The 20,910-nt window shown below is 69.9% G+C and carries 17 protein-coding genes and 2 pseudogenes; 9 read left to right on the forward strand and 10 right to left on the reverse strand.

What is annotated here, in order from left to right; translation table 11 throughout:
* Position 1: 1 nt before the first annotated feature.
* The 5 genes from AX769_RS00210 to AX769_RS00230 form a co-directional block, all read right to left on the reverse strand.
* The gene (locus AX769_RS00210; protein WP_066274612.1) at positions 2-2,335 is read right to left on the reverse strand and encodes a transglycosylase domain-containing protein; all 2,334 of its coding nucleotides are present in this window, start codon (positions 2,333-2,335) and stop codon (positions 2-4) included.
* A 117-nt stretch (positions 2,336-2,452) separates the two neighbouring features.
* A complete protein-coding gene (locus tag AX769_RS00215; RefSeq protein ID WP_239451881.1) occupies positions 2,453-3,112 on the reverse strand; it encodes a uracil-DNA glycosylase in 660 nt (219 codons plus the stop codon).
* Positions 3,109-4,578, reverse strand: a complete 1,470-nt coding sequence (locus AX769_RS00220; protein ID WP_066274614.1) for a gamma-aminobutyraldehyde dehydrogenase — start codon at positions 4,576-4,578, stop codon at positions 3,109-3,111. The genes AX769_RS00215 and AX769_RS00220 overlap by 4 nt, the downstream gene beginning before the upstream one ends.
* Before the next feature lie 144 nt (positions 4,579-4,722).
* Complete coding sequence (locus AX769_RS00225; RefSeq protein ID WP_066274615.1) at positions 4,723-5,331, reverse strand: TetR/AcrR family transcriptional regulator; 609 nt, start codon at positions 5,329-5,331, stop codon at positions 4,723-4,725.
* 185 nt (positions 5,332-5,516) lie between these two features.
* Entirely contained in the window at positions 5,517-8,684 is a 3,168-nt protein-coding gene (locus tag AX769_RS00230) for a glycoside hydrolase family 2 TIM barrel-domain containing protein (RefSeq protein ID WP_157887361.1), read from the reverse strand.
* Positions 8,685-8,726: 42 nt separating this feature from the next.
* Here AX769_RS00230 and AX769_RS00235 point away from each other — a divergent pair, with 42 nt between their 5' ends.
* Positions 8,727-9,326 carry a TetR/AcrR family transcriptional regulator gene (locus tag AX769_RS00235; RefSeq protein WP_066274618.1) on the forward strand — a complete coding sequence of 200 codons (600 nt, stop codon included), beginning with the start codon at positions 8,727-8,729 and terminating at the stop codon, positions 9,324-9,326.
* Positions 9,327-9,347: 21 nt separating this feature from the next.
* Here the strand turns inward: AX769_RS00235 and AX769_RS00240 are convergent.
* Positions 9,348-10,762, reverse strand: a pseudogene (locus AX769_RS00240) (aspartate aminotransferase family protein).
* Positions 10,763-10,913: 151 nt separating this feature from the next.
* Here AX769_RS00240 and AX769_RS00245 point away from each other — a divergent pair.
* Positions 10,914-11,393, forward strand: coding sequence for a ribbon-helix-helix protein, CopG family (locus AX769_RS00245; RefSeq protein ID WP_157887362.1), 480 nt, complete (start codon positions 10,914-10,916; stop codon positions 11,391-11,393).
* A gap of 86 nt (positions 11,394-11,479) precedes the next feature.
* On the opposite strand, the gene AX769_RS00250 is transcribed toward AX769_RS00245, so the two are convergent.
* Entirely contained in the window at positions 11,480-11,983 is a 504-nt protein-coding gene (locus AX769_RS00250; protein ID WP_157887363.1) for a MarR family winged helix-turn-helix transcriptional regulator, read from the reverse strand.
* 184 nt (positions 11,984-12,167) lie between these two features.
* Here AX769_RS00250 and AX769_RS00255 point away from each other — a divergent pair, with 184 nt between their 5' ends.
* Positions 12,168-12,602 carry an antibiotic biosynthesis monooxygenase gene (locus AX769_RS00255; protein WP_369824048.1) on the forward strand — a complete coding sequence of 145 codons (435 nt, stop codon included), beginning with the start codon at positions 12,168-12,170 and terminating at the stop codon, positions 12,600-12,602.
* Positions 12,596-12,718 (forward strand): hypothetical protein, encoded by a 123-nt coding sequence (locus AX769_RS25875; RefSeq protein WP_369824049.1) that lies wholly within the window; start codon positions 12,596-12,598, stop codon positions 12,716-12,718. Before AX769_RS00255 ends, AX769_RS25875 begins: the two co-directional genes overlap by 7 nt.
* Before the next feature lie 47 nt (positions 12,719-12,765).
* Here the strand turns inward: AX769_RS25875 and AX769_RS00260 are convergent, their stop codons facing one another.
* A complete protein-coding gene (locus tag AX769_RS00260; protein WP_066274622.1) occupies positions 12,766-13,716 on the reverse strand; it encodes a nucleoside hydrolase in 951 nt (316 codons plus the stop codon).
* Between the two features lie 68 nt (positions 13,717-13,784).
* Here AX769_RS00260 and AX769_RS00265 point away from each other — a divergent pair, with 68 nt between their 5' ends.
* Positions 13,785-15,182: an aldehyde dehydrogenase family protein gene (locus AX769_RS00265; RefSeq protein WP_066274624.1), complete on the forward strand. Its 1,398-nt coding sequence runs from the start codon at positions 13,785-13,787 to the stop codon at positions 15,180-15,182.
* A 94-nt stretch (positions 15,183-15,276) separates the two neighbouring features.
* Positions 15,277-17,978 (forward strand): annotated as a pseudogene (locus tag AX769_RS00270) (phosphoenolpyruvate carboxylase).
* Between the two features lie 90 nt (positions 17,979-18,068).
* Here the strand turns inward: AX769_RS00270 and AX769_RS00275 are convergent.
* Positions 18,069-18,422, reverse strand: a complete 354-nt coding sequence (locus AX769_RS00275; RefSeq protein ID WP_066274626.1) for a PRC-barrel domain-containing protein — start codon at positions 18,420-18,422, stop codon at positions 18,069-18,071.
* 134 nt (positions 18,423-18,556) lie between these two features.
* Between AX769_RS00275 and AX769_RS22720 the strand changes: the two genes are divergently transcribed.
* Positions 18,557-19,048, forward strand: coding sequence for a helix-turn-helix domain-containing protein (locus tag AX769_RS22720; RefSeq protein WP_204249270.1), 492 nt, complete (start codon positions 18,557-18,559; stop codon positions 19,046-19,048).
* Entirely contained in the window at positions 19,045-19,368 is a 324-nt protein-coding gene (locus tag AX769_RS00285) for a DUF86 domain-containing protein (protein ID WP_066274629.1), read from the forward strand. The genes AX769_RS22720 and AX769_RS00285 overlap by 4 nt, the downstream gene beginning before the upstream one ends.
* A gap of 3 nt (positions 19,369-19,371) precedes the next feature.
* Here the strand turns inward: AX769_RS00285 and AX769_RS00290 are convergent, their stop codons facing one another.
* The gene (locus AX769_RS00290) at positions 19,372-19,638 is read right to left on the reverse strand and encodes a hypothetical protein (RefSeq protein WP_066274632.1); all 267 of its coding nucleotides are present in this window, start codon (positions 19,636-19,638) and stop codon (positions 19,372-19,374) included.
* An 89-nt stretch (positions 19,639-19,727) separates the two neighbouring features.
* On the opposite strand from AX769_RS00290, the gene AX769_RS00295 reads away from it, so the two are divergent.
* Positions 19,728-20,822 (forward strand): radical SAM protein, encoded by a 1,095-nt coding sequence (locus tag AX769_RS00295; protein ID WP_239451882.1) that lies wholly within the window; start codon positions 19,728-19,730, stop codon positions 20,820-20,822.
* The last annotated feature ends 88 nt before the right edge of the window (positions 20,823-20,910 follow it).

Here is a 20,910-nt window from a genome sequence, read left to right on the forward strand (position 1 = left end):
GCTACTTGGTGCTCGGGCCGCCGACCTTGCCGCCGCCGCTCGTTCCGCCGTTCGAGGTGCCGCCGGTTCCGCCGGTCGTCGTGCCGCCGTTGGTGGCGGGCTTGCCGGTCGAGGTGCCCGACTTGTCACTCTTCGAGTTGGTGCCGGTCGACGGCTTGGCGACGAAGCCGATCATGGACTGCGGAGGCAACGGGAAGGCCTGGGCACCCGGGTACGCGACGTTGAGGTCGTGGATGATCTGCTGGTCCATGCCGAACTTGAGGTTGTAGCCCTCCTGCACGCCGTGCGCCGGGGTGTTGATGAAGGTGCTGTAGAAACCGGCCTGACCGGCGATGTTGCCCACCCACGTCGCCTGAGCGATCTTCGTGGTGGACGTGACCAGCCAGTTCTGCACGGCGGAGTCGGTGGTGCCCGTCTTCGCCAGGATCGGCACGCCGTCGTTGGGGTTCGCGGTGGCGCCCGTCCCGCCCGGCTTCAGCACCGGCTGGAGTGCATAGGCCAGCGCGTGCGCGACGTCGGCCGACATGCCCTGCGTGCACTTGGACGGGCTCGTCGGCACCGTGGCCCCGTGCTGGTCGACGACCTTGTCGATCGCGACCGGCGTGCAGACGACGCCGTTGTTGGCGATACCGGCGTAAGCGGTCGCCATGGTCAGAGGCGCGATGTAGTTCGTGCCCAGGATCATCGAGGGCGGTTCGACGAACGGGTTGCCGCCGTCGACGTAGGACGCCGGGTTGGCGGCGTGGATGTCCATCCCGAGGGCCGCCTTGCCGATGTTGCACAGGTCGAGCTGCTTGCCCATGTCGGCGAAAGCCGTGTTGACCGACTGCGCCGTGGCCGCCATCACGGTCATCGAGGCCGGAGCCGGGTCGGCGTTGGCGACGTTCCAGGTGCCGGGCCCGAGGCCATAGCAGGAGTTCGTGAACTCCGAGAACGGCAACGCGTGCTGCGTGGTCGTCACCGTCTGGTTGAGGGTGTGACCGGCCTCGAGCCAGGCGGCCAGGGTGAACGCCTTGAACGACGAACCGGTCTGGAAGCCCTGCGAGCCGCCGTTCGCGTGGTCGGTGTTGTAGTTGACCGCTGTCGACCCGGTGGTCGCCGTCGACGTCTCGTCGAAGTTCGTGTTCTGCACCATGTCGATGATGCGCCCGGTGCCGGGCTCGACTGCGACGTTCGCGGCGCCGAGGTAGTACCCCGGCACGGTGGTCGGCATGTACTGGCTGACCGCCGACTGCGCCTGACCCTGCAGGTCGAGATTGAGCGTCGTGTAGATCGACAGGCCGCCCTCGGTCAGCTTCTCGTTGCGGATCGGCTGGGTCGCGCCGAAGGCCGGGTCGGCTTTGATCGATGACTCGACGTAGTTGCAGAAATAGCCGGCGTCGTACTTGGCCGCTGTCGTGCAGCCGTTCGACTGGGGCGTGATCTTGGGGGCGATGGGAGTCTTCTCGGCGGCGTCGCGCTCGGCCGCGGTGATGTCCTTGGCGACGTACATGCGCTGCAGCACGTAGTTGCGTCGCGCGAGAGTCGGCGCGTAGTGGTTGGCCGCACCGTTCAGCTTGTTGCCCGGCTGGTCGATCCGGAGGTTCTGCGGGTTGTTGAGGATGGCGGTGAGGGTCGCGGCCTGCGGCAGCGACAGCGCGCTCGCCGACACCCCGAAGTAGTACTCGGATGCGGCCTGGACGCCGTAGACGGTGCCGCCGAAGCCGACCAGGTTGAGGTAGCTCTGCAGGATGTCGGACTTCGAGTACTTCTTCTCGACGCCGATGGCGTACCGCATCTCGCGAAGCTTGCGAGCCGGCGTCGTCGCCGTCACCTGGTCGTAGCATGCGTTGGCCGACGCCTGACCGGCCTTCGACGTCTGGTCGTACTGCTGGGCGCACCGCTGCACGAGGACGTTCTTGACGTACTGCTGGGTGATCGACGAACCACCCTGCACGTCGTGGCCGAGGGTCGTCGCCAGGATTCCGCGGACGGTGCCCTGCACGTCGATCGCGCCCTCTTTGTAGAAACGCGGGTCTTCAGTGTCGATCGTCGACTGCTGCACCAGCTTCGACATCGCGGTCAGCTCGACGTCGGTGCGGTTCTGCACGTAGAACGACGCGATCTTGACCTCCTGGCCGCCCTTCTTGGCGTAGATCGACGACGCTTGCGCCGGCTGGGTGATCTGGAGGTAGCTCGGCAGCGAGTTGAACGTCTTCACCCCGGTCACGACACCCTCACCGGCGACGGCGACGGAGGGCACGAAGAGGATGGCGACCAGCACGCCGGCCACGACGGAGAGACCGGCGAAGCCGATCAGGGAACCGATGATTCGGGGGGCACGGGTACGAGGCACCCCATCACGGTAAGCGAGAGCCGCGAGATAACGAAATGTCCGGCATGGGTTTCGAGAGAATTGGTCCTTGCGGAGGACCCTTCTGTCCGCCGCACGGCCCGCCGTCGCCGCTCTCGATCAGCTCGGAAGGCCGCCGATCGCCCGAACCTGTCGCGTGAACAGTGCCGCGCCGCCCTGCGCAGGGTGGCGCACGGTCTCCGCCTCGACACCGTTCGCGGCGAGCGCTCCCTGCGCCTTTCGGCCGACGGCGACGATCCGATCGACGCCGAAGGCGTGGGCGAGCTCGAGCGCGACCGGCGCCCCGTCCCGTACTTCGGACGGCCGGGGTGTGCGATTCGTGAGCGACTGCCCGGCCACGAAGGGGTGGTGAGGGAAGATCGGCCAAGCGAGCGGCAGGGGGCCCGGCCAGCCGGCGAGAGCCGCCCAGACCGCTCTCGACGAGGCCTCCCAGGGGGCCGTGGCCGCGGAAGGGGTCTCGAATCCGTCGCCCGTCGGATCCTGCGTCATGAGGCCGGGCCTCGCCGTGAGCTCGCGGAGGCTCATGAACGAGACGCCGGTGTTGGTCGCACCGCGCCAGCCCGGCGCCTCGCCGACGAGGAGCAACGGGCGGCGCTCGGTGCTCTGCGCTGCGATCAGATCGAAGTAGTGCCGGAGGTTGCGGCGACGCAGGTCGCCCCCGGGCCGGGCCTGCGAGTACAGAGTCTCGGCGTCGTCGGCGCACGGCACCGCGTCGAGCAGCTCGAAGAAGTGCCGGAGGTCGGGTGGTGCCCCGATCACAGCTGCGGGCCGCGCCCGATGTACGACATCACGTGCTTGACGCGCGTGTAGTCCTCGAAGCCATACGACGAGAGGTCTTTGCCGTAGCCCGAGTGCTTGAACCCGCCGTGCGGCATCTCGGCGACGATCGGGATATGCGTGTTGATCCACACGCAGCCGAAGTCGAGCCGCTTGGCGAAGCGCATGGCGCGGCCGTGGTCGGTCGTCCAGACACTGGAGGCGAGGCCGTATTGCACGCCGTTCGCCCACTCGAGGGCCTCGCGCTCGTCGCTGAACCGCTGCACCGTGATCACCGGGCCGAAGATCTCGTTCTGCACCGCGTCGTCGTCCTGCGACAGACCCGACACGATGGTCGCCTCGTGGAAGTAGCCCGTGGTGCCCTGGCGGTGCCCGCCGAGCTCGATCGTGGCCCGGTCGGGCAGCCGGTCGATGAAACCCTCGACCTGCGCGAGCTGGTTCGCGTTGTTGACGGGGCCGAAGAGGGCGTCAGGATCTGACGGGGCACCGGTTCGGGCAGCCCCCCGTGCGTGCTCGGCGAGCGCCTGCACGAACTCGTCGTGGATTCCGCTCTGCACGAGCAGCCTCGTCGCCGCCGTGCAGTCCTGCCCGGCGTTGAAGAAGCCGGCCGCCACGATGCCCTCGACGGCGCTCGGGATGTCGGCGTCGTCGAACACGATGACGGGGGCCTTGCCGCCGAGCTCGAGGTGCACCCGCTTGAGGTCGTCGGCGGCGGCCTTGGCGACCGCCATGCCGGCGCGGACGGAGCCGGTGATGGAGACCATCTGCGGAATCCTGTGCTCGATCATGGCGGCGCCCGTCGTGCGGTCGCCCGTGATGACGTTGAGAACGCCCTTCGGGAGGAACTCGGAGGCGACCTCAGCCAAGAGGAGAGTCGAGAGCGGCGTGGTGTCGCTCGGCTTCAGCACCGTCGTGTTGCCGGCGGCGAGCGCCGGGGCGAACTTCCACACCGCCATGTTGAGCGGGTAGTTCCACGGCGTGACCTGGCCGACGACGCCGATGGGCTCGCGGCGGATGAAGCTCGTGTGGTCGGGCATGTACTCGCCCGCGCTCATGCCCTGCAGGTGCCGGGCCTCGCCGGCGAAGAAGCGGATCTGGTCGACGCTCAGCAGGATCTCGTCGGCGACGAGCGACACGCGCGGCTTGCCGGTGTCCTGCGACTCGAGGTCGGCGAACTCCTCGGCCCGGGCCTCCATCGCGTCGGCGATGCGGAAGAGCGCGAGCTGGCGCTCGGCCGGAGTCGTCTCGCCCCACGTCTGGAAGGCCTTCTCGGCGGCGCGGAAGGCGCGGTCGACGGTGGCGCGGTCGGAGACGGGCGACGAGCCGTAGACCTGCTCGGTGGCCGGGTCGATCAGGTCGAAGGGGTCGGCCCCGTCGGCGGTGGCTTCGACGTACTCGCCGTCGATGAAGTTCTGGAGAGGGGTGCTCGCGGTCGTCGTGGTCGCCATGCGCCGACACTAGCGGGCCCCCGCTGTGCTCGACCCTTGCCTTTTCGGCACGATCTGCCCGTCTCGGAGGTCAGATCGTGCCGAAAAGGTAAGGCTGGGAGGGGAGAGCCGGGCTGGCCGGTTTGGCGAGGCCGGCCCTGCGGGCTAGAAGGTGAGCTCGGGCAGGCCGAGCGAGACCTCGAGGCTGCGCGTGACGAGCAGCGAGCGGGCGTCGGAGTCGAGGTAGCCGACGAGCGCGTAGGCCGTGGTCGAGTCGATGAGGGCGAAGAACTGCTGGGCGGCGAGGTCGGCGCGGCGCACCGAGAACTGGCCCGCCTCGGACCCGGCGAGCAGGACACCGACGAGCAGCTCTTGCCAGGCCTGCATGCTCTCGCGGGCGGCTACGGCGATGAAGTCGTTGTGGCGACTGACGCTCCAGGCGTCCGCCCAGATCGTTTTGGAGAGGTCGTGGGCCGGCCCGAGCAGCGAGTCGACGATCGTCTTCAGGGCGTCGAGCGGAGTCGCGGCACCCTCGATCGAGTCGGCGATGCGCTCGATCTCAGCGCGGGCCAGGTCGGAGAAGGTACGGGCGGCGAGGGCGTTCATCGACGGCTCGTGCGATGCGACGGTGGCCGGCGGGAGGCCGGAGACCGAGGTGACGCGCCGCAGCGTGATGGCGGTGAGCCCGGAGGTGGTCGCGATGGTGCGGGCCGCTTCGTCGATCGCCTCGGCCGGGTCGGTGAGAACTGCTCCGAGGGGCACGTCGATGGTCATCCTCCGAGGGTAGACGGAGCGTGCCGCCCGGCGGAATCCCCATCCGCGTCACGCCACCCGGTCTTCTCGCGCCTCGACCGGGCCTTGCGCGCGAAATCGCGACCGATTCGCGCGTCGCCCACCTTTTCGGCAGTAACGGGTGTGACTCGGGGGCCGAATCGGTCGCTATTTCGGCAGGGGCGTGATCAGGCGGAGGCGGAAGGGGAGGCGGGGGCGAGCAGGAAGCGCAGGGTGCGCGCCTCGGCCTTGAGCGCGAACTCGGGCCAGACGTCGACTCCGCAGGCCCGCGAGCCGAGACCGTTCTGCGCCGCGTCGAGGTAGAGGTACGTCGCCTCCGATTCCGGCAGCTCGTGCGGGTGCCCGGCCTCGGCGATCTCCTCGGCGGTGTGCCGCGACAGAGTGAAGCCCGGCAGCCGCCCCGAGGTGTCGACGACCGTGTCGAGCGACAGCCAGGGCGCGCCGTCGGCCGAGAGCGTCAGAGAGCGCAGGTCGCTGCGGTGCCCGGTCTCCTGCGGCCGTGCGTACTGCACCGACAGCTCGTCGATGCCCGCCTCGAACCGACCGACCCGAGCCGCGTGCCGGCTGTCGGGATACGACTCCAGCGGCCCGGTGCCGAACCACGACGCCGCATCGACGGCGCCGGGCAGATCGAAGCGGAGCCCGATGCGCGGCAGCACGATGCCCCATCCGGCGGACGGCAGGATCGCGACGGCGAGGTCGAGCACCCCGTCGACCAGCCGCCAGCGGGTGTCCGTGACCCAGCTGAGGCGCGACGACGGCGCCGCCCAGCGCTCACGCACCCGCAGCGCCTGCCCGTCGTCGCTCGTCGCCGCCTCGAGCACCCGCGGCACGAGAAGGTCGAGCCGGGCCAGCAGCCACGTCTCGGAGAGCGCGAGCGCCGGGGCACCCATGCCGTGATCCGGCAGTACTCCTGCCGTGTCGTAGGCGCCGCCCGAGGCGAGCGAGTCGTTGTCGGTCGGCGCGCGGAAGAGCGCGAGGCGTGGCCCGGCGACCTCCTGCCCCGCGAGCGAGACCAGCCGGCCGTCCTCGAAGACCGCCGGGCCGAGCTCCACGCGCGCCGGCACGTCGGCCGCGTCACGCCGCCAGGGGCCCCAGGATGCAGAGCGCCCACCGCGAGCAGGCACCTCGCCCGGCGTCGCCAGCCGCACTTGCCCGGTGGCGAGAACGTGCCCGGCCGGGGCCCACGCCGCGTCGTCGCGCAGCACGGCGTCGACGGTCAGCCAGACCTCCCCTGCCCCGCCGACCGAGCCGCCGGTGGCGCCAGCCGACCCGCCGGCGGTGCCGGCGACGCCCGCCGCGCTCGCCGCCCCCGGCACCGCGACGTCGACGCTCTCACCAGCAGCCAGATCGCCGACGACAAGCTCGCCCGAGGCCACGGGCGCGCCGTCACGCTCGACGCGCCAGACGAACCGCACGTCGGCGGCCGAGGCCGAGTGCCTGCGGTTCTCGACGCGCAGCGAACCCGCACCCCCCTCGATCCTGAAGGGCGCCACGACCGCCGCGTACTCATGGAGGCCCGGCGTCGGGGTGTCGTCGGAGAGGATCATGCCGTCCATCACGAAGTTGCCGTCGTGCACGACCTCGCCGAAGTCGCCGCCGTAGCCGAAGAATTCCGTTCCGTCGGCCGAGCGCGTGCGGATGCCGTGGTCGCGCCACTCCCAGACGAAGCCGCCGTGCAGGCGCGGGTAGCGATCGACGAGCGCCTCGTACTGGTCGATCGCGCCCGGGCCGTTGCCCATGGCGTGCACGTACTCGCACATCAGAAAGGGCCGGGTGCGGAGCCGGGCCGATTCGGCGGCGGACGCGCGCTCGAGCAGCGCCATCGAGTCCTGCCCGATCGACTCCACCTCGGGGATCGACGGGTACATGCGCGAGTAGACGTCGGTGTACTGCCCCGTGTAGTCGCCCTCGTAGTGCACCGGGCGCGACGAGTCGCGGTCGTGCACCCAGTCGGCCATCGCCGCGAGGTTCTGCCCGGTGCCGGCCTCGTTACCGAGCGACCAGATCACGACGCTCGCGTGGTTCTTGTCGCGCTCGACGGTGCGCTCGATGCGGTCGAGGTACACCTCGCGCCAGGCGGGGTCGTCGCTCGGATTGCTCTCCCACGCGTCGGCCGGGGCGAAGTGCCAGGCGTCGTCGCCGGGCTTCGGCGTCTCGAGCGAGCGCCCCCGCTCGAAGCCGTGCGTCTCGAGGTCGCACTCGAGCACGACCCAGAGGCCGAGCTCGTCGCAGAGATCCAGGAGGCGAGGGTGCGGCGGGTAGTGACTGGTGCGGATCGCGTTCACGTTGAAGCGCTTCATGCGCATCAGGTCTTCTCGGGCGTGCTGCTCGTCGAAGACGCGGCCCCGGTCGGGGTGTGCCTCATGGCGGTTCATCCCGTGGAAGACGAGGCGGCGGTCGTTGGCGAGTAGGCGATCGCCCTCGATGCGGATCGTGCGGAAGCCGATGCGCTGGGTGATGGTCTCGGTCTCGCCGGCACTCGAGACGACAGCCTCGTAGAGCCGCGGCGACTCGGCCGACCACGGCTCGGTGCCGGCGACCTCGAGCGGCTGCACGTCAGCGGGCGTCGCCCACGTGACGTCGACGCCGAGCTCGTCGATGCGCAGCCGCACCGGGAAGGCGTCGGGTGACGCCGTGATCTCCGGGTCGAGGCTCGCGCGCCCCTCCGACCACGCTGTGCGCAGCCAGACGTCGTCGAGGCCTCCGGCAGGTCGCGCCAGCACGGTGATCGGCCGGAAGATGCCCGGCAGCCACCACTGATCCTGATCTTCGATGTAGCTGGCGGCCGACCACTGGTGCACGCGCACGGCGATGGTGTTGGTGCCCGGATGGAGCATCTCGGTGACGTCGAACTCCTGCATGAGGCGGCTGCCTGATCCTGTGCCGACCAGGGCGCCGTTCAGCCAGACGCGGTAGGTCGACTCGACGCCGTCGAACCGCAGGAGGTGCCGGGCGCCACCGGCCCACAGCGCGGCGTCGGGCCCGTCTGCTGGCACGGTGAAGTCGCGGCGGTAGTCGCCGGTGGGGTTCTCGTCGGGCACGAACGGCGGGTCGACGGGGAAGGGGAACTGCACGTTCGTGTAGATCGGCTCGCCGTACGAGCCGTCGCCCTCGAGCACCCAGTGCGCGGGCACCGAGATCGTGTCCCAGCCGCCGAGAGGCGTCGCAGGATCAGCGAACTCGTCTTCGCCGGCCGCCTGCGACCGCAGACGGAAGGCCCACTCCCCCGACAGGTCGATGCTCGCGGCGTCGGTGTGCAGCCACGAGCGCGCGGGGCTGCGGCGCCCCGTGCCCGGAACGATATCGGTCACGTCGTCAGGCGTCGTCGTCATGCCGCGACGCTAACACGAATACCGAGTGAGTACACTGTTTTCATGCCCGACGCCAGCGTCGCCCCCGGCCCCGCAGCCCGCGGCCCCTACGCCAAGACCGCCGCGCGCCGCGCCGCGATCATCGCCGCAGCGCGCGACGTGTTCGCCGCGCACGGCTACCGCTCGGGCAGCATCCAGGAGGTCGCGACGGCGTGCGGCGTCAGCCAGTCGGCGGTGCTGCATCACTTCCCGGCCAAAGAAGACCTGCTACTGGCCGTGCTCGCCGACCGGGACGAGCGCGGAGACGACGTGTCCGCGGGCCGCGGCCTCGTCGACGGCGCCATCGCCCAGGCGGAGCACAACGAGAAGGTGCCCGGCATCATCGAGCTCTACACGACCCTCTGTGCGGAGTCGGTCTCGCCGTCGCATCCTGCGCATTCATACTTCGAGAGTCGATTCGCACGGTTGCGCTCCGACTTCGGTGCGCAGTTCCGGGCCCTGGCCGACGAGGGTCGCCTGCGGCCCGACGTCGACCCCGAGCTGGCCGCTAGCGGATTCGTCGCCCTCTGGGACGGCATCCAGCTGCAGTGGCTGCACGCCCCCGACACCGTCGACGTGTCGCTGTCCCTCCGCCACTACCTGTCGCTCGTCCTCCGGCCCTGAGAAGAAGCGGGGCGGGCGGCGCTAGACGAGCGACCAGGCGTCCTGCAGGGTGCCGCGCAGGATCTGCTCCATCTCGTCGAACTCGGCCTGGCCGGAGATCAGCGGCGGGGCCACCTGGATCACGGGGTTCACGCGGTCGTCGGGGCGGCAGTAGAGGCCGTTGTCGAGCAGGGCGTTCGGCAGGAACTGCTTGATCAGCAGCTCGCGCTCGGCGGCATCGAACGTCTCTTTCGAACCCTTGTCGCGCACCAGCTCGATGCCCCAGAAGTAGCCGTCGCCGCGCACGTCGCCGACGATCGGGAGGTCGAGGAGCTTGCGGAGGGTGTCGCCGAAGGCCTGCTCGTTGTCGAGCACGCGCTGATTGAGGCCCTCGCGCTCGAAGATGTCGAGGTTCGTGAGCGAGACCGCCGCCGAGACGGGGTGCCCGCCGAAGGTGTAACCGTGCGGGAAGAAGTTGGTGCCCTGCAAGAACGGCTCCATGACCCGCTCGTTCGCGATCATCGCACCGATCGGGCCGTAGCCGCTCGACATGCCCTTCGCGCAGGTGATGATGTCGGGCTCATAGCCGAACTTCTCGCAGGCGAACATCGTGCCGTGGCGGCCGAACGCGCAGATGACCTCGTCGCTCACCAGCAGCACGTCGTACCTGTCGCAGATCTCGCGCACGCGCTGGAAGTAGCCGGGCGGCGGGGTGAAGCAGCCGCCCGAGTTCTGCACCGGCTCGAGCACGACCGCGGCGACCGTGTCAGGGCCCTCCTGCAGGATGGCCTCCTCGATGCGGTTCGCGGCCCACAGCCCGAACGCGACCTCGTCGTCACCGTGCTCGGGGCGCGATAGAAGTCGGTGTTGGCGGCACGGAACCCGCCGGGCGTCAGCGGCTCGAAGGCCTGCTTCATCGCCGGGAGGCCCGTGATCGCGAGCGCGCCCTGCGTGGTGCCGTGGTACGCCGACATGCGACTGATGACCTTGTGCTTCATCGGCTTGCCGGTCAGCTTGAAGTACTGCTTGGCGACCTTCCACGCGCTCTCGACCGCCTCGCCGCCGCCACTGGTGAAGAACACGCGGTTCAAGGATCCGGGGGCGTAGTTCGCGAGGCGCTCCGACAGCTCGATCACCGGCTGGTTGGCGATGCCCCAGGCCGGGAAGTAGGCGAGCTTCTTCGCCTGCGCCGCCGCCGCGTCGGCCAGCTCGTCGCGCCCGTGGCCGGCCTGCACCACGAAGAGGCCGCTGAGCCCGTCGAGGATCTTCTGGCCCTTGTCGTCGTAGAGGTAGACGCCTTCGGCGTGGTCGATGACGCGCATCGGCTTCTCTTGAAACGGAGCCATGCGCGAGAAGTGCATCCACAGGTGGTCGCGGCCGGCGGCCTGAAGGGCCGTCCACTCTTGCGCGGAGGCGTCTTCGGTGGGCTCGGTCTGCACGTTCGCGGTCGTGGTCATGCGCTCCATGGTGCCGCGCTCCGCTCGTGAGCGAAAGGCCGATCCGTCACTCGGGCGTGCTGATCCTGCCAGTCCGGCAGCCGCCTCTGACTTAGGCAGAGGTCGAATTCAATGCGTGGCCATGAATGCGTGCTACACATATGGTACGGTCATGGCACCACGGTGGCTCGACTCGGCTGGCAAACACGGCATCCCTCACCAGGATCAGGTCCATGCGATGCTGCACGCGCGATGGAACTGGGCCCGAAACATCGCCGGTATCGAGAGGAGAACCTACATGAATAACGACGACGTCACGCCTGAGGAGTTCGCCGAGGGGCTGCTCGACCCGAACCGCCCGCTTCCCGAAGGCGCCAAGGTTTTTGCGGGTGCCGCGGCGGCCGCGCAGGGCCGCGCCATGCTGCTCCGAGAGGACGGCAGCGAAGAGGCTCTGCAGGCCGCACTGGGCCGACCCGGCCGCGTGCCGGTCGGCGGCACCGCCCACGGTGCGTCACCCACTGTTCGCGGCCGCGTGCCCGAGGTCGAGTTCGCCGCGTTCACCCGCCTGGCCACGAGCACGGGGCGCAGCCAGAGCGAACTCGTGCGCGAGGCGATCCATAAGCTGCTGGTCGAGTACAAGCTCGTCAGCTAGTCGGTGAGACCGAGCTAGTCGGTGAGACCCACCTAGTCGGTGAGACCCACCTAGTCGGTGAGACCGACCTAATCGGTGAGACCGACCTAATCGGTCAGAATGGCGTCGCCGAGACGGCGCAGCAGCTCGATGAGCTGGTTGCGCTCTTCGCGCTCGAGGGCGCCGAGCTGCGTCTCTTCGGAGGCGACGAGGGCGATCATGGCCCGGTCGACGAGCTCGCGCCCCTCGTCGGTCATGTGCACCAGCACGCCGCGGCCGTCTTCGGGGTTGCGGCGGCGCTCGACGAAACCGCGCTCTTCGAGGAGGTCCAGGCGGTTGCTCAGGGTGCCGCTGGTGACCATGGTCACGCGCACCAGCTGCGCCGGGCTGAGCTGAAAGGGCTCGCCCGCGCGGCGGAGGGCCGCGAGCACATCGAACTCCCAGATGGCGAGGCCGGCGCTACGGAAGGCCGTGGCACGGATCGAGTTCAGCCGCAGGGAGATGCGCCGCAGGCGCGACATCACGTCGAGCGGTGAGAAGTCGATCTCGGGCAGCTGCCCGGCCCAGGCATCGATCAGGAGATCGACCTCGTCGTTACGCCGGACCACCATGATTGCGAGAGTAGTCCACCGTGATAGCGGCTCCCTCCCAGCAAGCGGCTTCCACAGGGCTTCCCAGCAATGCCGGATGTAACTCGTCTGAAACGAGCGATCGGCGATACTGCTGTGCATGTCTCCAGAAGAGACGCGGAACGCCGCCCCACTGCCACAAGCACCGAGGCCCCTTCCCGTCACCGTGTCCATCACCCGAATCGTCGAGCCCGAGCGCATCCCCGAGGCCACCCGCTGGGTGCAGGCCGGCGTGAACCTCGCCAACCGCCGGCCCGGCTTCCTCGGCTCGGGCTGGGTTCGCGCCCACGCCGACTCCGACGAGTGGCACATGCTCTACCGGTTCGCCGACGACGAGACGCTCGAGTCGTGGGAATCGTCCGACGAGCGCCGCGAGTGGCTGGCGACGGGGCAGGATCTCGTCGTGGAGTCGCGCGTCGAGAAGCGAACCGGCATCGAGGGCTGGTTCGACTCGGCCGAGAAAGGGGCGCCGGCGGCTCCCCGCCGCCCCGGTGGAAGCAGGCGACGAGCATCTGGGTCGGCTTCTTTCCGGTCAACCTGGCCTTCAACCTCGTGGCCCTGCTGGTCTTCCCCGGCTTCTCGCACCTCGAGATCGTGCTGAAGGTGTTCGTCACGACGATCATTCTCACGCCGATCATGGCCTACTGGGTGCTGCCGCTGGCCACGCGCGTGCTGCGCCCGTGGCTGAACGCTCCGCGGCGGCAGCCGGGCAGCTAGGCGCCGCCGACCGTCAGACGCGGCCGACCGTCAGACGCGGCCGACCGTCAGACGCGGTCGGGGGTCGCGAGCGACAGGATCCCGGCGTTCAGGATCGTCGCCGTGTCGGCCGGCGCATGAGTCACGACGCGCACCACGGGGCTGCCACCCTCGACGGGCACCGTGTGGCCGCGCTCGTCGCCGTCGACCCGCACTTCGACGCCGACTTCGCGCACCCCGTCAGGCACGACGTCGCCCGTGGCGATCGCCACGGCCAGAGGGTCGTGGAGGGCCGAGCGCCGCTCGGAGAAGACGCCCTCGTAGAAGTCGAGGTAGGTGCTGAGCATGCCGCCGAGCGCCGAGTGGAAGGCCGAGCCGACCTCGTTGAACCCGGCCTGGTGGTCTTCGCCGAAGTGGTGCTGCATGGTCACGTCGAGCGGCACGAGGGTGAGCGGCCAGCCGGCCTTCACCACGACGGCCGCGGCGTCGGCGTCGTTGAAGACGTTCGCCTCGGCGACGGGCGAGACGTTGCCGGGCACCCAGAAGGCACCGCCCATGATCGTGACGCCGGCGACGAGCGACGGCAGCTCGGGCTCGAGCTGCAGGGCCAGGGCGAGGTTCGTGAGGGGCCCGACGGCGACGACCTGCAGGCGCCCCGGGTGGGCGTGCGCCAGGGCGACGAGCATCCGGGCGGCGGTGCCGTCGGCGGCAGCGACCGTGGAGTCGGGGATCTCGACGTCGCCGATGCCGTTCTTGCCGTGGATGTGGGGCACGTATCCGTCGTATTCGCGCGTCAACGGATCCTGCGCGCCGATGGCCACGGGGATGTCGCTGCGCCCGGCGAGCGCGAGCAGGGCGAGCGTGTTGCGGGCCGCCGAGGTCGAGTCGATATTGCCCGAGACGGTGCCGATGCCGAGCACGTCGATGCTGGGTTCGGCGAGAAGGAGGGCGAGGGCGAGCGAATCGTCGATCCCCGTGTCGCAGTCGAAGTAGAAGGGGACGAGGGCGGGCGATTCCATGGATTGAATCTACTGGTTCATCACGACGACTGTGGCCGATCCTGCCCGGGTCGGAGCAAGCTGACCCCATGGATCCGGTGGACACCGTCGCAGCGCTGCGACACGCCTTCGACACGGGCACGACCAAGCCGTACGCCTGGCGCGTCGCGCAGCTGCGTGCCCTGCGGGCCATGCTCGTCGAGCACACACCCGAGATCGAAGGGGCGCTGCACCGGGATCTCCGCAAGCACCGCGACGAGGCGCTCCTGACCGAGATCAACCTGGTCGTGTCGGAGATCGACACCGTTCTGCGGCACCTGCGCCAGTGGCTGAAGCCGAAGCGCACCTCCGTGCCGATGCTGATCGCGCCCGCCACGGCGAGCGTGGTGCGCGAGCCGCTCGGGGTCGTGCTGATCATCGCGCCGTGGAACTACCCGGTGCAGCTGCTGCTCGACCCTCTCGTCGGCGCGCTCGCCGCGGGCAACGCGGTCGTGCTGAAGCCCAGCGAGCTCGCCCCGGCCACCAGCGCGACCCTCACCCGCCTCGTGCTCGCGAGCCTCGACACCGACGCCGTCGCAGTCGTCGAGGGCGGCGCCGACGAGACCACCGAGCTGCTGAAACAGCGCTTCGACCACATCTTCTACACCGGCAGCGAACGCGTCGGGCAGATCGTGCTGAAGGCCGCAGCCGAGCACCTGACGCCGGTGACCCTCGAGCTCGGCGGCAAATCGCCGGTCTGGGTCGACGAGACCACCGACCTCCACGTCGCCGCCCGCAGGATCGCGTGGGGCAAGTTCATGAACGCCGGCCAGACCTGCGTCGCCCCCGACTACCTGCTCGCCACCGAGGCCACAGCCGCCCGGCTCGTCCCGCTCATCGCCGCGGCCACCCGGCACTTCTACGGCGCCGACCCGCGGCAGAGCGACAGCTACGGCCGCATCGTGAACGACAGGCAGTTCGAGCGCCTCGCCGGCCTGCTGCCGGGCGGCGCGGACGGTGCCGGCACAGCGGCCCTCGGCGGTAGCACCGACCGGGCCGACCGCTACATCGCCCCGACGGTGCTGACCGGGGTGCGCGTCGACGACCCGGTGATGCAGCAGGAGATCTTCGGGCCGGTGCTGCCGATCGTGACGGTGGCGGGTCTCGACGAGGCCATCGCGGTGATCCGGGCGGGGGCGAAGCCGTTGGCCCTGTACGCGTTCACCGAATCCGACGAGGCGAGGCGCAGGATCCTGACGCTCACCTCGTCGGGCGCGGTCGCCTTCAACGTGCCCTCGGCCCACCTGCTCGTGCCGGGGCTGCCCTTCGGCGGCGTCGGCCCCAGCGGAATGGGCGCGTACCACGGCGAGCGCAGCCTGCTCGTCTTCAGCCACGAGAAGGCCGTGCTGTCGAAACCGCTGCACCCCGACACCCTCGCCATCGCCTACCCGCCGTTCACGAAGGCGAAGGACGCGCTCGTGCGGAGGGTGCTGTCGAAGCTCCGCTGATTCTCGAGGCGGTGCTGACCCGACCGACGTAACAAGGCCGTCATCTCTGGTAACTATGGTGGGTGACGTTCAGCCACCCTCGAAGGGATCACCCATGACCACTGTCGAAGGGTCGAGACGATCCGACGGGTCCAGCCGCGACGACATCCGCGGCGCCGTCGACGCCGATTTGCGCGAGGACGTCAGTTTTCTCGGCAACCTGCTGGGTCGCGTCCTGACCGAGTCAGGAGGGCCCGACCTGCTCGACGACGTCGAGCGGGTGCGCCGGGCCGTCATCGACGCCTACGAGGGGTCGGGCGACGCCTCGCTCGAGCGTGCGCAGGCGCTGGTCGACGCCCTCGACCAGGATCGCGCCGAAGAGGTCGCGCGCGCCTTCACCTGCTACTTCCACCTCTCGAACCTCGCCGAGGAGCACCACCGCGTGCGGGTGCTCGAGCGCCGCGGGGCCGAGGCCGGCACCGTCTCCGACTCGCTGCCCGAGACCCTTGCGCAGCTCGTCGACGAGGTCGGTGCAGACGAGGCCCACGCCCGGCTCGAGAGCCTGCGCTTCCACCCCGTCTTCACCGCGCACCCGACAGAGGCCCGACGCCGGGCCGTGTCGGCCACGATCCGGCGCATCAGCGACCTGATGACGGCGAGCGACCAGGCCGCGAACACCCTCGAGACGTCCGACATCGAGCGGCGCCTGCTCGAAGACATCGACACTCTGTGGCGCACGTCGCCGATCCGCACCACGCGCCCGACCCCGCTCGACGAGGTCCGCACTGCGATGAACGTGTTCGACCAGACCCTCTTCGAGACCGTGCCGCGCGTCTACCGACTGCTCGACGACCGCCTGCAGGGCGCCGACGCCGGCCTCAAGCCCGCCGTCGCGCCGGCCTTCCTGCGCCTCGGCTCGTGGATCGGCGGCGACCGCGACGGCAACCCCCACGTCACCGCCGAGATCACCGGCCAGGCTGCCGAGATCGCGGCCGAGCACGTCCTGCTGGGCCTCTTCCGCGCCGCGAGCCGCATCGGCGGCACGCTCACGCTGGACGAAGACGACACCCCCGCCGACGAGGCACTCGCCGCGCTCGCCGCGCAACAGGCCGAGCTTGCCCCCGACGTGGCATCGAGCATCGGGCTGCGCTCGCCGAACGAGAGCCACCGCCGAGCGCTGCTGTTCATCGCCGCGCGCATCGACGCCACCCGCCGCGGCGACGAGTCGCTGGCCTACTCCGGCCCGCGCGCCCTGCTCGACGACCTGCACGTGGTGCAGGCGTCGCTGCGAGCCGCAGGCGCGCACCGCAGCGCGAACGGCGAGCTGCAGAGCCTCGTCTGGCAGGTCGAGACCTTCGGGTTCCACCTGGCCGAGCTCGAGGTGCGGCAGCACTCGCAGGTGCACCGGGCAGCGCTGAACGAGGCCCGCGAGGCACTGGCCGCCGGGCAGATCCTCCCCGACGGCACGCCCGACCCGGCCGAGCTCGCGCCGATGACGATCGAGGTGCTCGACGTCTTCCGCACCGTCAAGAAGCTGCAGACTCGCTACGGCCGCGAGGCCGCGTCGCGCTACATCATCTCGTTCACGCAGTCGTCCGAAGACATCGCCAACGTGCTCGAACTCGCGCGGATCGCGCTCGGCAGCGAAGACGCGGCGCCCGTGCTCGACGTGATCCCGCTGTTCGAGACGTTCGCCGACCTGAACGCGAGCACTCGCATCCTGCAGGAGTCGATCGAGACCGAGCACGTGCGGGCTCGCCTCGACGCCACGGGCCGCAAGCTCGAGGTCATGCTCGGCTACTCCGACTCGTCGAAAGACGTCGGCCCGGTGTCGGCCACCTTCGCTCTCGACGACGCGCAGGGCCGGATCGCTCGCTGGGCCGCCGACAACGACATCACCCTGACGCTCTTCCACGGCCGCGGCGGCGCCATGGGCGCGGCGGCGGGCCGGCCAACGAGGCCGTCATGGCGCAGCCGCCCGGATCCGTCGACGGCCGCTTCAAGATCACCGAGCAGGGCGAGGTGATCTTCGCGCAGTACGGCAACAAGACCATCGCCGCCCGGCACATCGAGCAAATGGCGGCCGCCACGCTGATGTCGTCGGCCCCGTCGAACGAAGAGCGCACCTCGTCGGCGACCGCGACGTACGCGCCGCTCGCGGCCACGATGGACGAGGCGTCTCGTGCCGCGTTCTTCGGGCTGGTGAAGGCCGAGGGCTTCGCCTCCTGGTTCGCGCAGGTCACCCCGATGGAGGAGGTCGGGCTGCTCGCGCTGGGCTCGCGCCCCGCCCGCCGCGGCCTGTCGGTGTCGTCGCTCGAAGACCTCCGGGCGATCCCGTGGGTGTTCGCCTGGTCGCAGGCCCGCATCAACCTCGCCGGCTGGTACGGCCTCGGCACCGCCCTCGAAGCCGTCGGCGACGAGGCGCTGCTGCAGGAGGCCTACCGGTCGTGGCCGGTGTTCGCCGCGATGATCAAGAACGTCGAGATGTCGCTCGCCAAGACCGACGACACCATCGCGCGGCAGTATCTCGCGCTGGCCGACCGACAGGATCTCGCCGACCTGGTTCTCGCCGAGATGGCACGCACCCGAGACTGGGTGATCCGCACCGCCGGCCACAGCGACGTGCTGGCCGACCGGCCCGTGCTGTCGCGGGCCGTCCGCCTCCGCAGCCCCTACGTCGACGCGCTCTCGCTGCTGCAGCTGCGCGCGCTGCGCGGCATCCGCAGGAACCCCGAGAAAGACCCCACCGACGCCGACCACCGCCTGCTGCTCTTGACAGTCAACGGGGTCGCGGCCGGGCTGCAGAACACCGGGTGACCGGCTCCGTTCGCGAGAAGTCGACGATCGGCCGTCGAGGTGGTCCGCGGACCACCTCGACGGCCGATCGCGTGCTTTTAGCTGCGCCTTCTAGCGGCGGCCGAGGCGGCGCTCGCCGCCCGAGCCCGTCTGGTAGGGCAGGCCGTAGTGCTCGAAGATCTCGGGCTCGGCGCTGGCCTGGAGCTCGCCGTCGGTCGCGATCGACGGGGCGTCCTTGATGATCTTCTTGCCGTACTGCACCTTGAGCCACTTCGGCGCGACCACGGCGCCGTTCAGCGGCACGAAGATGAGCTTCTTACCGATGACGCCCGCCTGCACGGTCGCGAAGGCCGGGGCGTCTGTCGAGGTGTCGAAGTAGACGCTCTCGAGGGTGCCCACCTTGTCGCCGTCCTGGTCGACAACTGACTCGCCGATCCAATCGCGCAGGTTTTCAGCTTCGAACACGGCGTTCCTCCTCGTCGGCAGAGCGCCATGCCCGTGCCTCTCTGCACGACGCTAGTCGCCCGCGCTGCGTCGCGGCCTCGTCGGTCTCTGAGAGTGACAATCCGCGATAAGTGACTAATCGGTATAATCCAGTCATGACTTCGCAGGCCGGTGAGATGCTGCGGGACGCCCGGCAGCAGGCTCGGTTGACCCAGAGCCAGTTGGCGCACCGGGCCGGCGTGACGCAGAGCGTCGTCAGCGCCTACGAGTCCGGGCGCCGCGAGCCCGGTTTCGGCACCCTGGTGCGACTTCTGCGTGCCGCCGGGTTCGAGGTGTCGCTCACAGCACGAGGCCCGAGCCGCCTGCGCATGCTCGTCGACGCGCACCGAGACGAACTGGTCGCGTCGCTGGCCGAGCTCGGGGCGAGGAGGCCACGCCTGTTCGGCAGCGTGGCTCGGGGTGACGACACCGAGACCAGCGACGTCGATCTGCTCGTCGACCTGCCGCCGGGGTCGGGCCTGCTGTCGCTCATGCGGATGCAGGCCGAGGCCGAGCGAATCCTGGGTGTCGACGTCGACGTCGTGCCCTCCGACGGGCTGAAGCCCGAGGTCAGAGCGTCCTCCGACCGAGACTCGATCGCGCTGTGAGCCGACCCGAGGCCGAGCGCCTGCTCGACATCGTCGCTGCCTGCCAGGCGATCCGCGAATACGTCGCACTCGAAGACGCCGACGAGCGGATCGTCTTCGACGCGATCCGCATGCGCCTCATCGAGATCGGCGAAGCCGTCAAAGATCTCGACCCCGGGATGCGAGCACGAGAGCCCGGTATCCCCTGGGCGCAGATGGCGGGCATGCGCGACATCCTGGCCCACCGCTACTTCGACACGACCCACTCGGTCGTCATGGGTACGGCCCGGCAGGACGCCCCGGTCATCGAGGCGGCCGCGAGGCGACTGCTCGGTCGATGAAGGTCAGCGACCGGTGTCGGCGAGGATCTGGTCGACGTCGATCTGCGTCAGGATGGCATCCCAGTCGATGCCGCGCGCGGCCTCGGCCTGCGACGCCGGCGCGAACGCCTTGCCGTTGCGCGAGACCGTGACGCCGTCGGGCGCCAGTCGGTTGACCTCTTTCAGGATCGCGTCGTCGGCCTTCTCCGAGTCGAAGTCGGCTCCGACCGTGGCCAGGTAGTCGGCGGACAGCATGTAGGCGACGTATCCGACTTCGACGGGTTCTGGCATCCTGTGGTCCTTTTCGTAGGGGGTGACAACGTCGCCGAGCCTACGCCGGGCACCTCGAGTGTCGGTGGCTCCGGGTAGCGTCACGGAGCGTGACCGATACCACCTCCACCGAGCCACCGGCCGGCGGCCTGCGCTGGGCCGGGCAGAAGCTCGACGCCGCGGCGCCGGGCGCCCTGCCCGGGCTCGAGCGTGCCGCGTCGTTCCAGATGCCCGGCCTGGTGCAGAGCATCCGCACGCCCGAGTTCAGGGGCATGACCTTCCACGAGGTGCTGGCCAAATCGGCCCTCAATCACGTGCCGGCCACCGCCAAGGCCCTGCCGGGCGAGTACACGATCAACCCCTACCGCGGCTGCTCGCACGCCTGCGTCTACTGCTACGCGCGCCCCACGCACGAGCACCTCGGCATGGGGCTCGGCAGCGACTTCGAGACGCAGATCGTCGTCAAGACGAACATCGCCGAGGTGCTGCGGTCCGAGTTGGCGCGGAAGCGCAGCATCCCTGACCGGGTGGCCCTGGGCACCAACACCGACCCGTATCAGCGGGCCGAGGGGCGCTACGCGCTCATGCCGAGCATCATCGAGGCTCTGGCCGATGCCGGGGTGAGTTTCTCGATCCTGACCAAAGGGTCGCTGATCCGGCGCGACCTCGATCTGCTGGTCGCAGCCCGCGAGCGCGTCGACGTGCAGCTCGGCCTGTCCATCGCCGTCGTCGACGACGAGCTGCAGCACCTGATGGAGCCGGGCACACCCAGCGCCTCGGCCCGGCTCGCGACCGTGCGCGCCATCCGTGATGCCGGGCTCGACTGCACCGTGTTCGCGGCCCCCCTGCTGCCTGGGCTGACCGACAGCGCGTCGCAGATCGACGAGCTCATGTCGGCCCTGGTCGACGCCGGGGTCACCGCGGTGCTGCCGCACCTTCTCTACCTGCAGCCGGGCGTCAAAGAGCTCTACTTCGCCTGGATCGATCGCGAGCGGCCACACCTCTCGGCGGGCTACCGGCGCATCTACGGCGGCGGCACGTACGCCGAGAAGGGCTACCGCGACGAGTTCTGGTCGCGGGTGCGAGCGTCGATGCTGCGCAACGGCCTACCGCTGCCCGACGACGCCGCGCACGACCGCTTCGCTCTGCGGGGCCGTCGCACGCGCCCCGCCCTGGCCGCGGCGCCCGAGCCCACCCTCTTCTGACGGCGTCGAGACCTCGAATTCGACGGCTTTCCGGGGTCGGATGTCATCGATTCTGAGGTCTCGAGTCTCACGAGAGGAGGGGGATAGA

Source organism: Frondihabitans sp. PAMC 28766, from assembly GCF_001577365.1.
Lineage (GTDB): Bacteria > Actinomycetota > Actinomycetes > Actinomycetales > Microbacteriaceae > Frondihabitans.

Excerpts from the sequence above, each read along its gene's own strand:
- AX769_RS00220 (WP_066274614.1), bottom strand. The coding sequence starts at position 4,578 with ATGGCGACCACGACGACCGCGAGCACCCCTCTCCAGAACTTCATCGAC.
- AX769_RS00225 (WP_066274615.1), bottom strand. The coding sequence starts at position 5,331 with ATGACCATCGACGTGCCCCTCGGAGCAGTTCTCACCGACCCGGCCGAG.
- AX769_RS00230 (WP_157887361.1), bottom strand. The coding sequence starts at position 8,684 with ATGACGACGACGCCTGACGACGTGACCGATATCGTTCCGGGCACGGGG.
- AX769_RS00235 (WP_066274618.1), top strand. The coding sequence starts at position 8,727 with ATGCCCGACGCCAGCGTCGCCCCCGGCCCCGCAGCCCGCGGCCCCTAC.
- AX769_RS00245 (WP_157887362.1), top strand. The coding sequence starts at position 10,914 with ATGGCACCACGGTGGCTCGACTCGGCTGGCAAACACGGCATCCCTCAC.
- AX769_RS00250 (WP_157887363.1), bottom strand. The coding sequence starts at position 11,983 with ATGGTGGTCCGGCGTAACGACGAGGTCGATCTCCTGATCGATGCCTGG.
- AX769_RS00260 (WP_066274622.1), bottom strand. The coding sequence starts at position 13,716 with ATGGAATCGCCCGCCCTCGTCCCCTTCTACTTCGACTGCGACACGGGG.
- AX769_RS00265 (WP_066274624.1), top strand. The coding sequence starts at position 13,785 with ATGGATCCGGTGGACACCGTCGCAGCGCTGCGACACGCCTTCGACACG.
- AX769_RS22720 (WP_204249270.1), top strand. The coding sequence starts at position 18,557 with ATGACTTCGCAGGCCGGTGAGATGCTGCGGGACGCCCGGCAGCAGGCT.
- AX769_RS00290 (WP_066274632.1), bottom strand. The coding sequence starts at position 19,638 with ATGCCAGAACCCGTCGAAGTCGGATACGTCGCCTACATGCTGTCCGCC.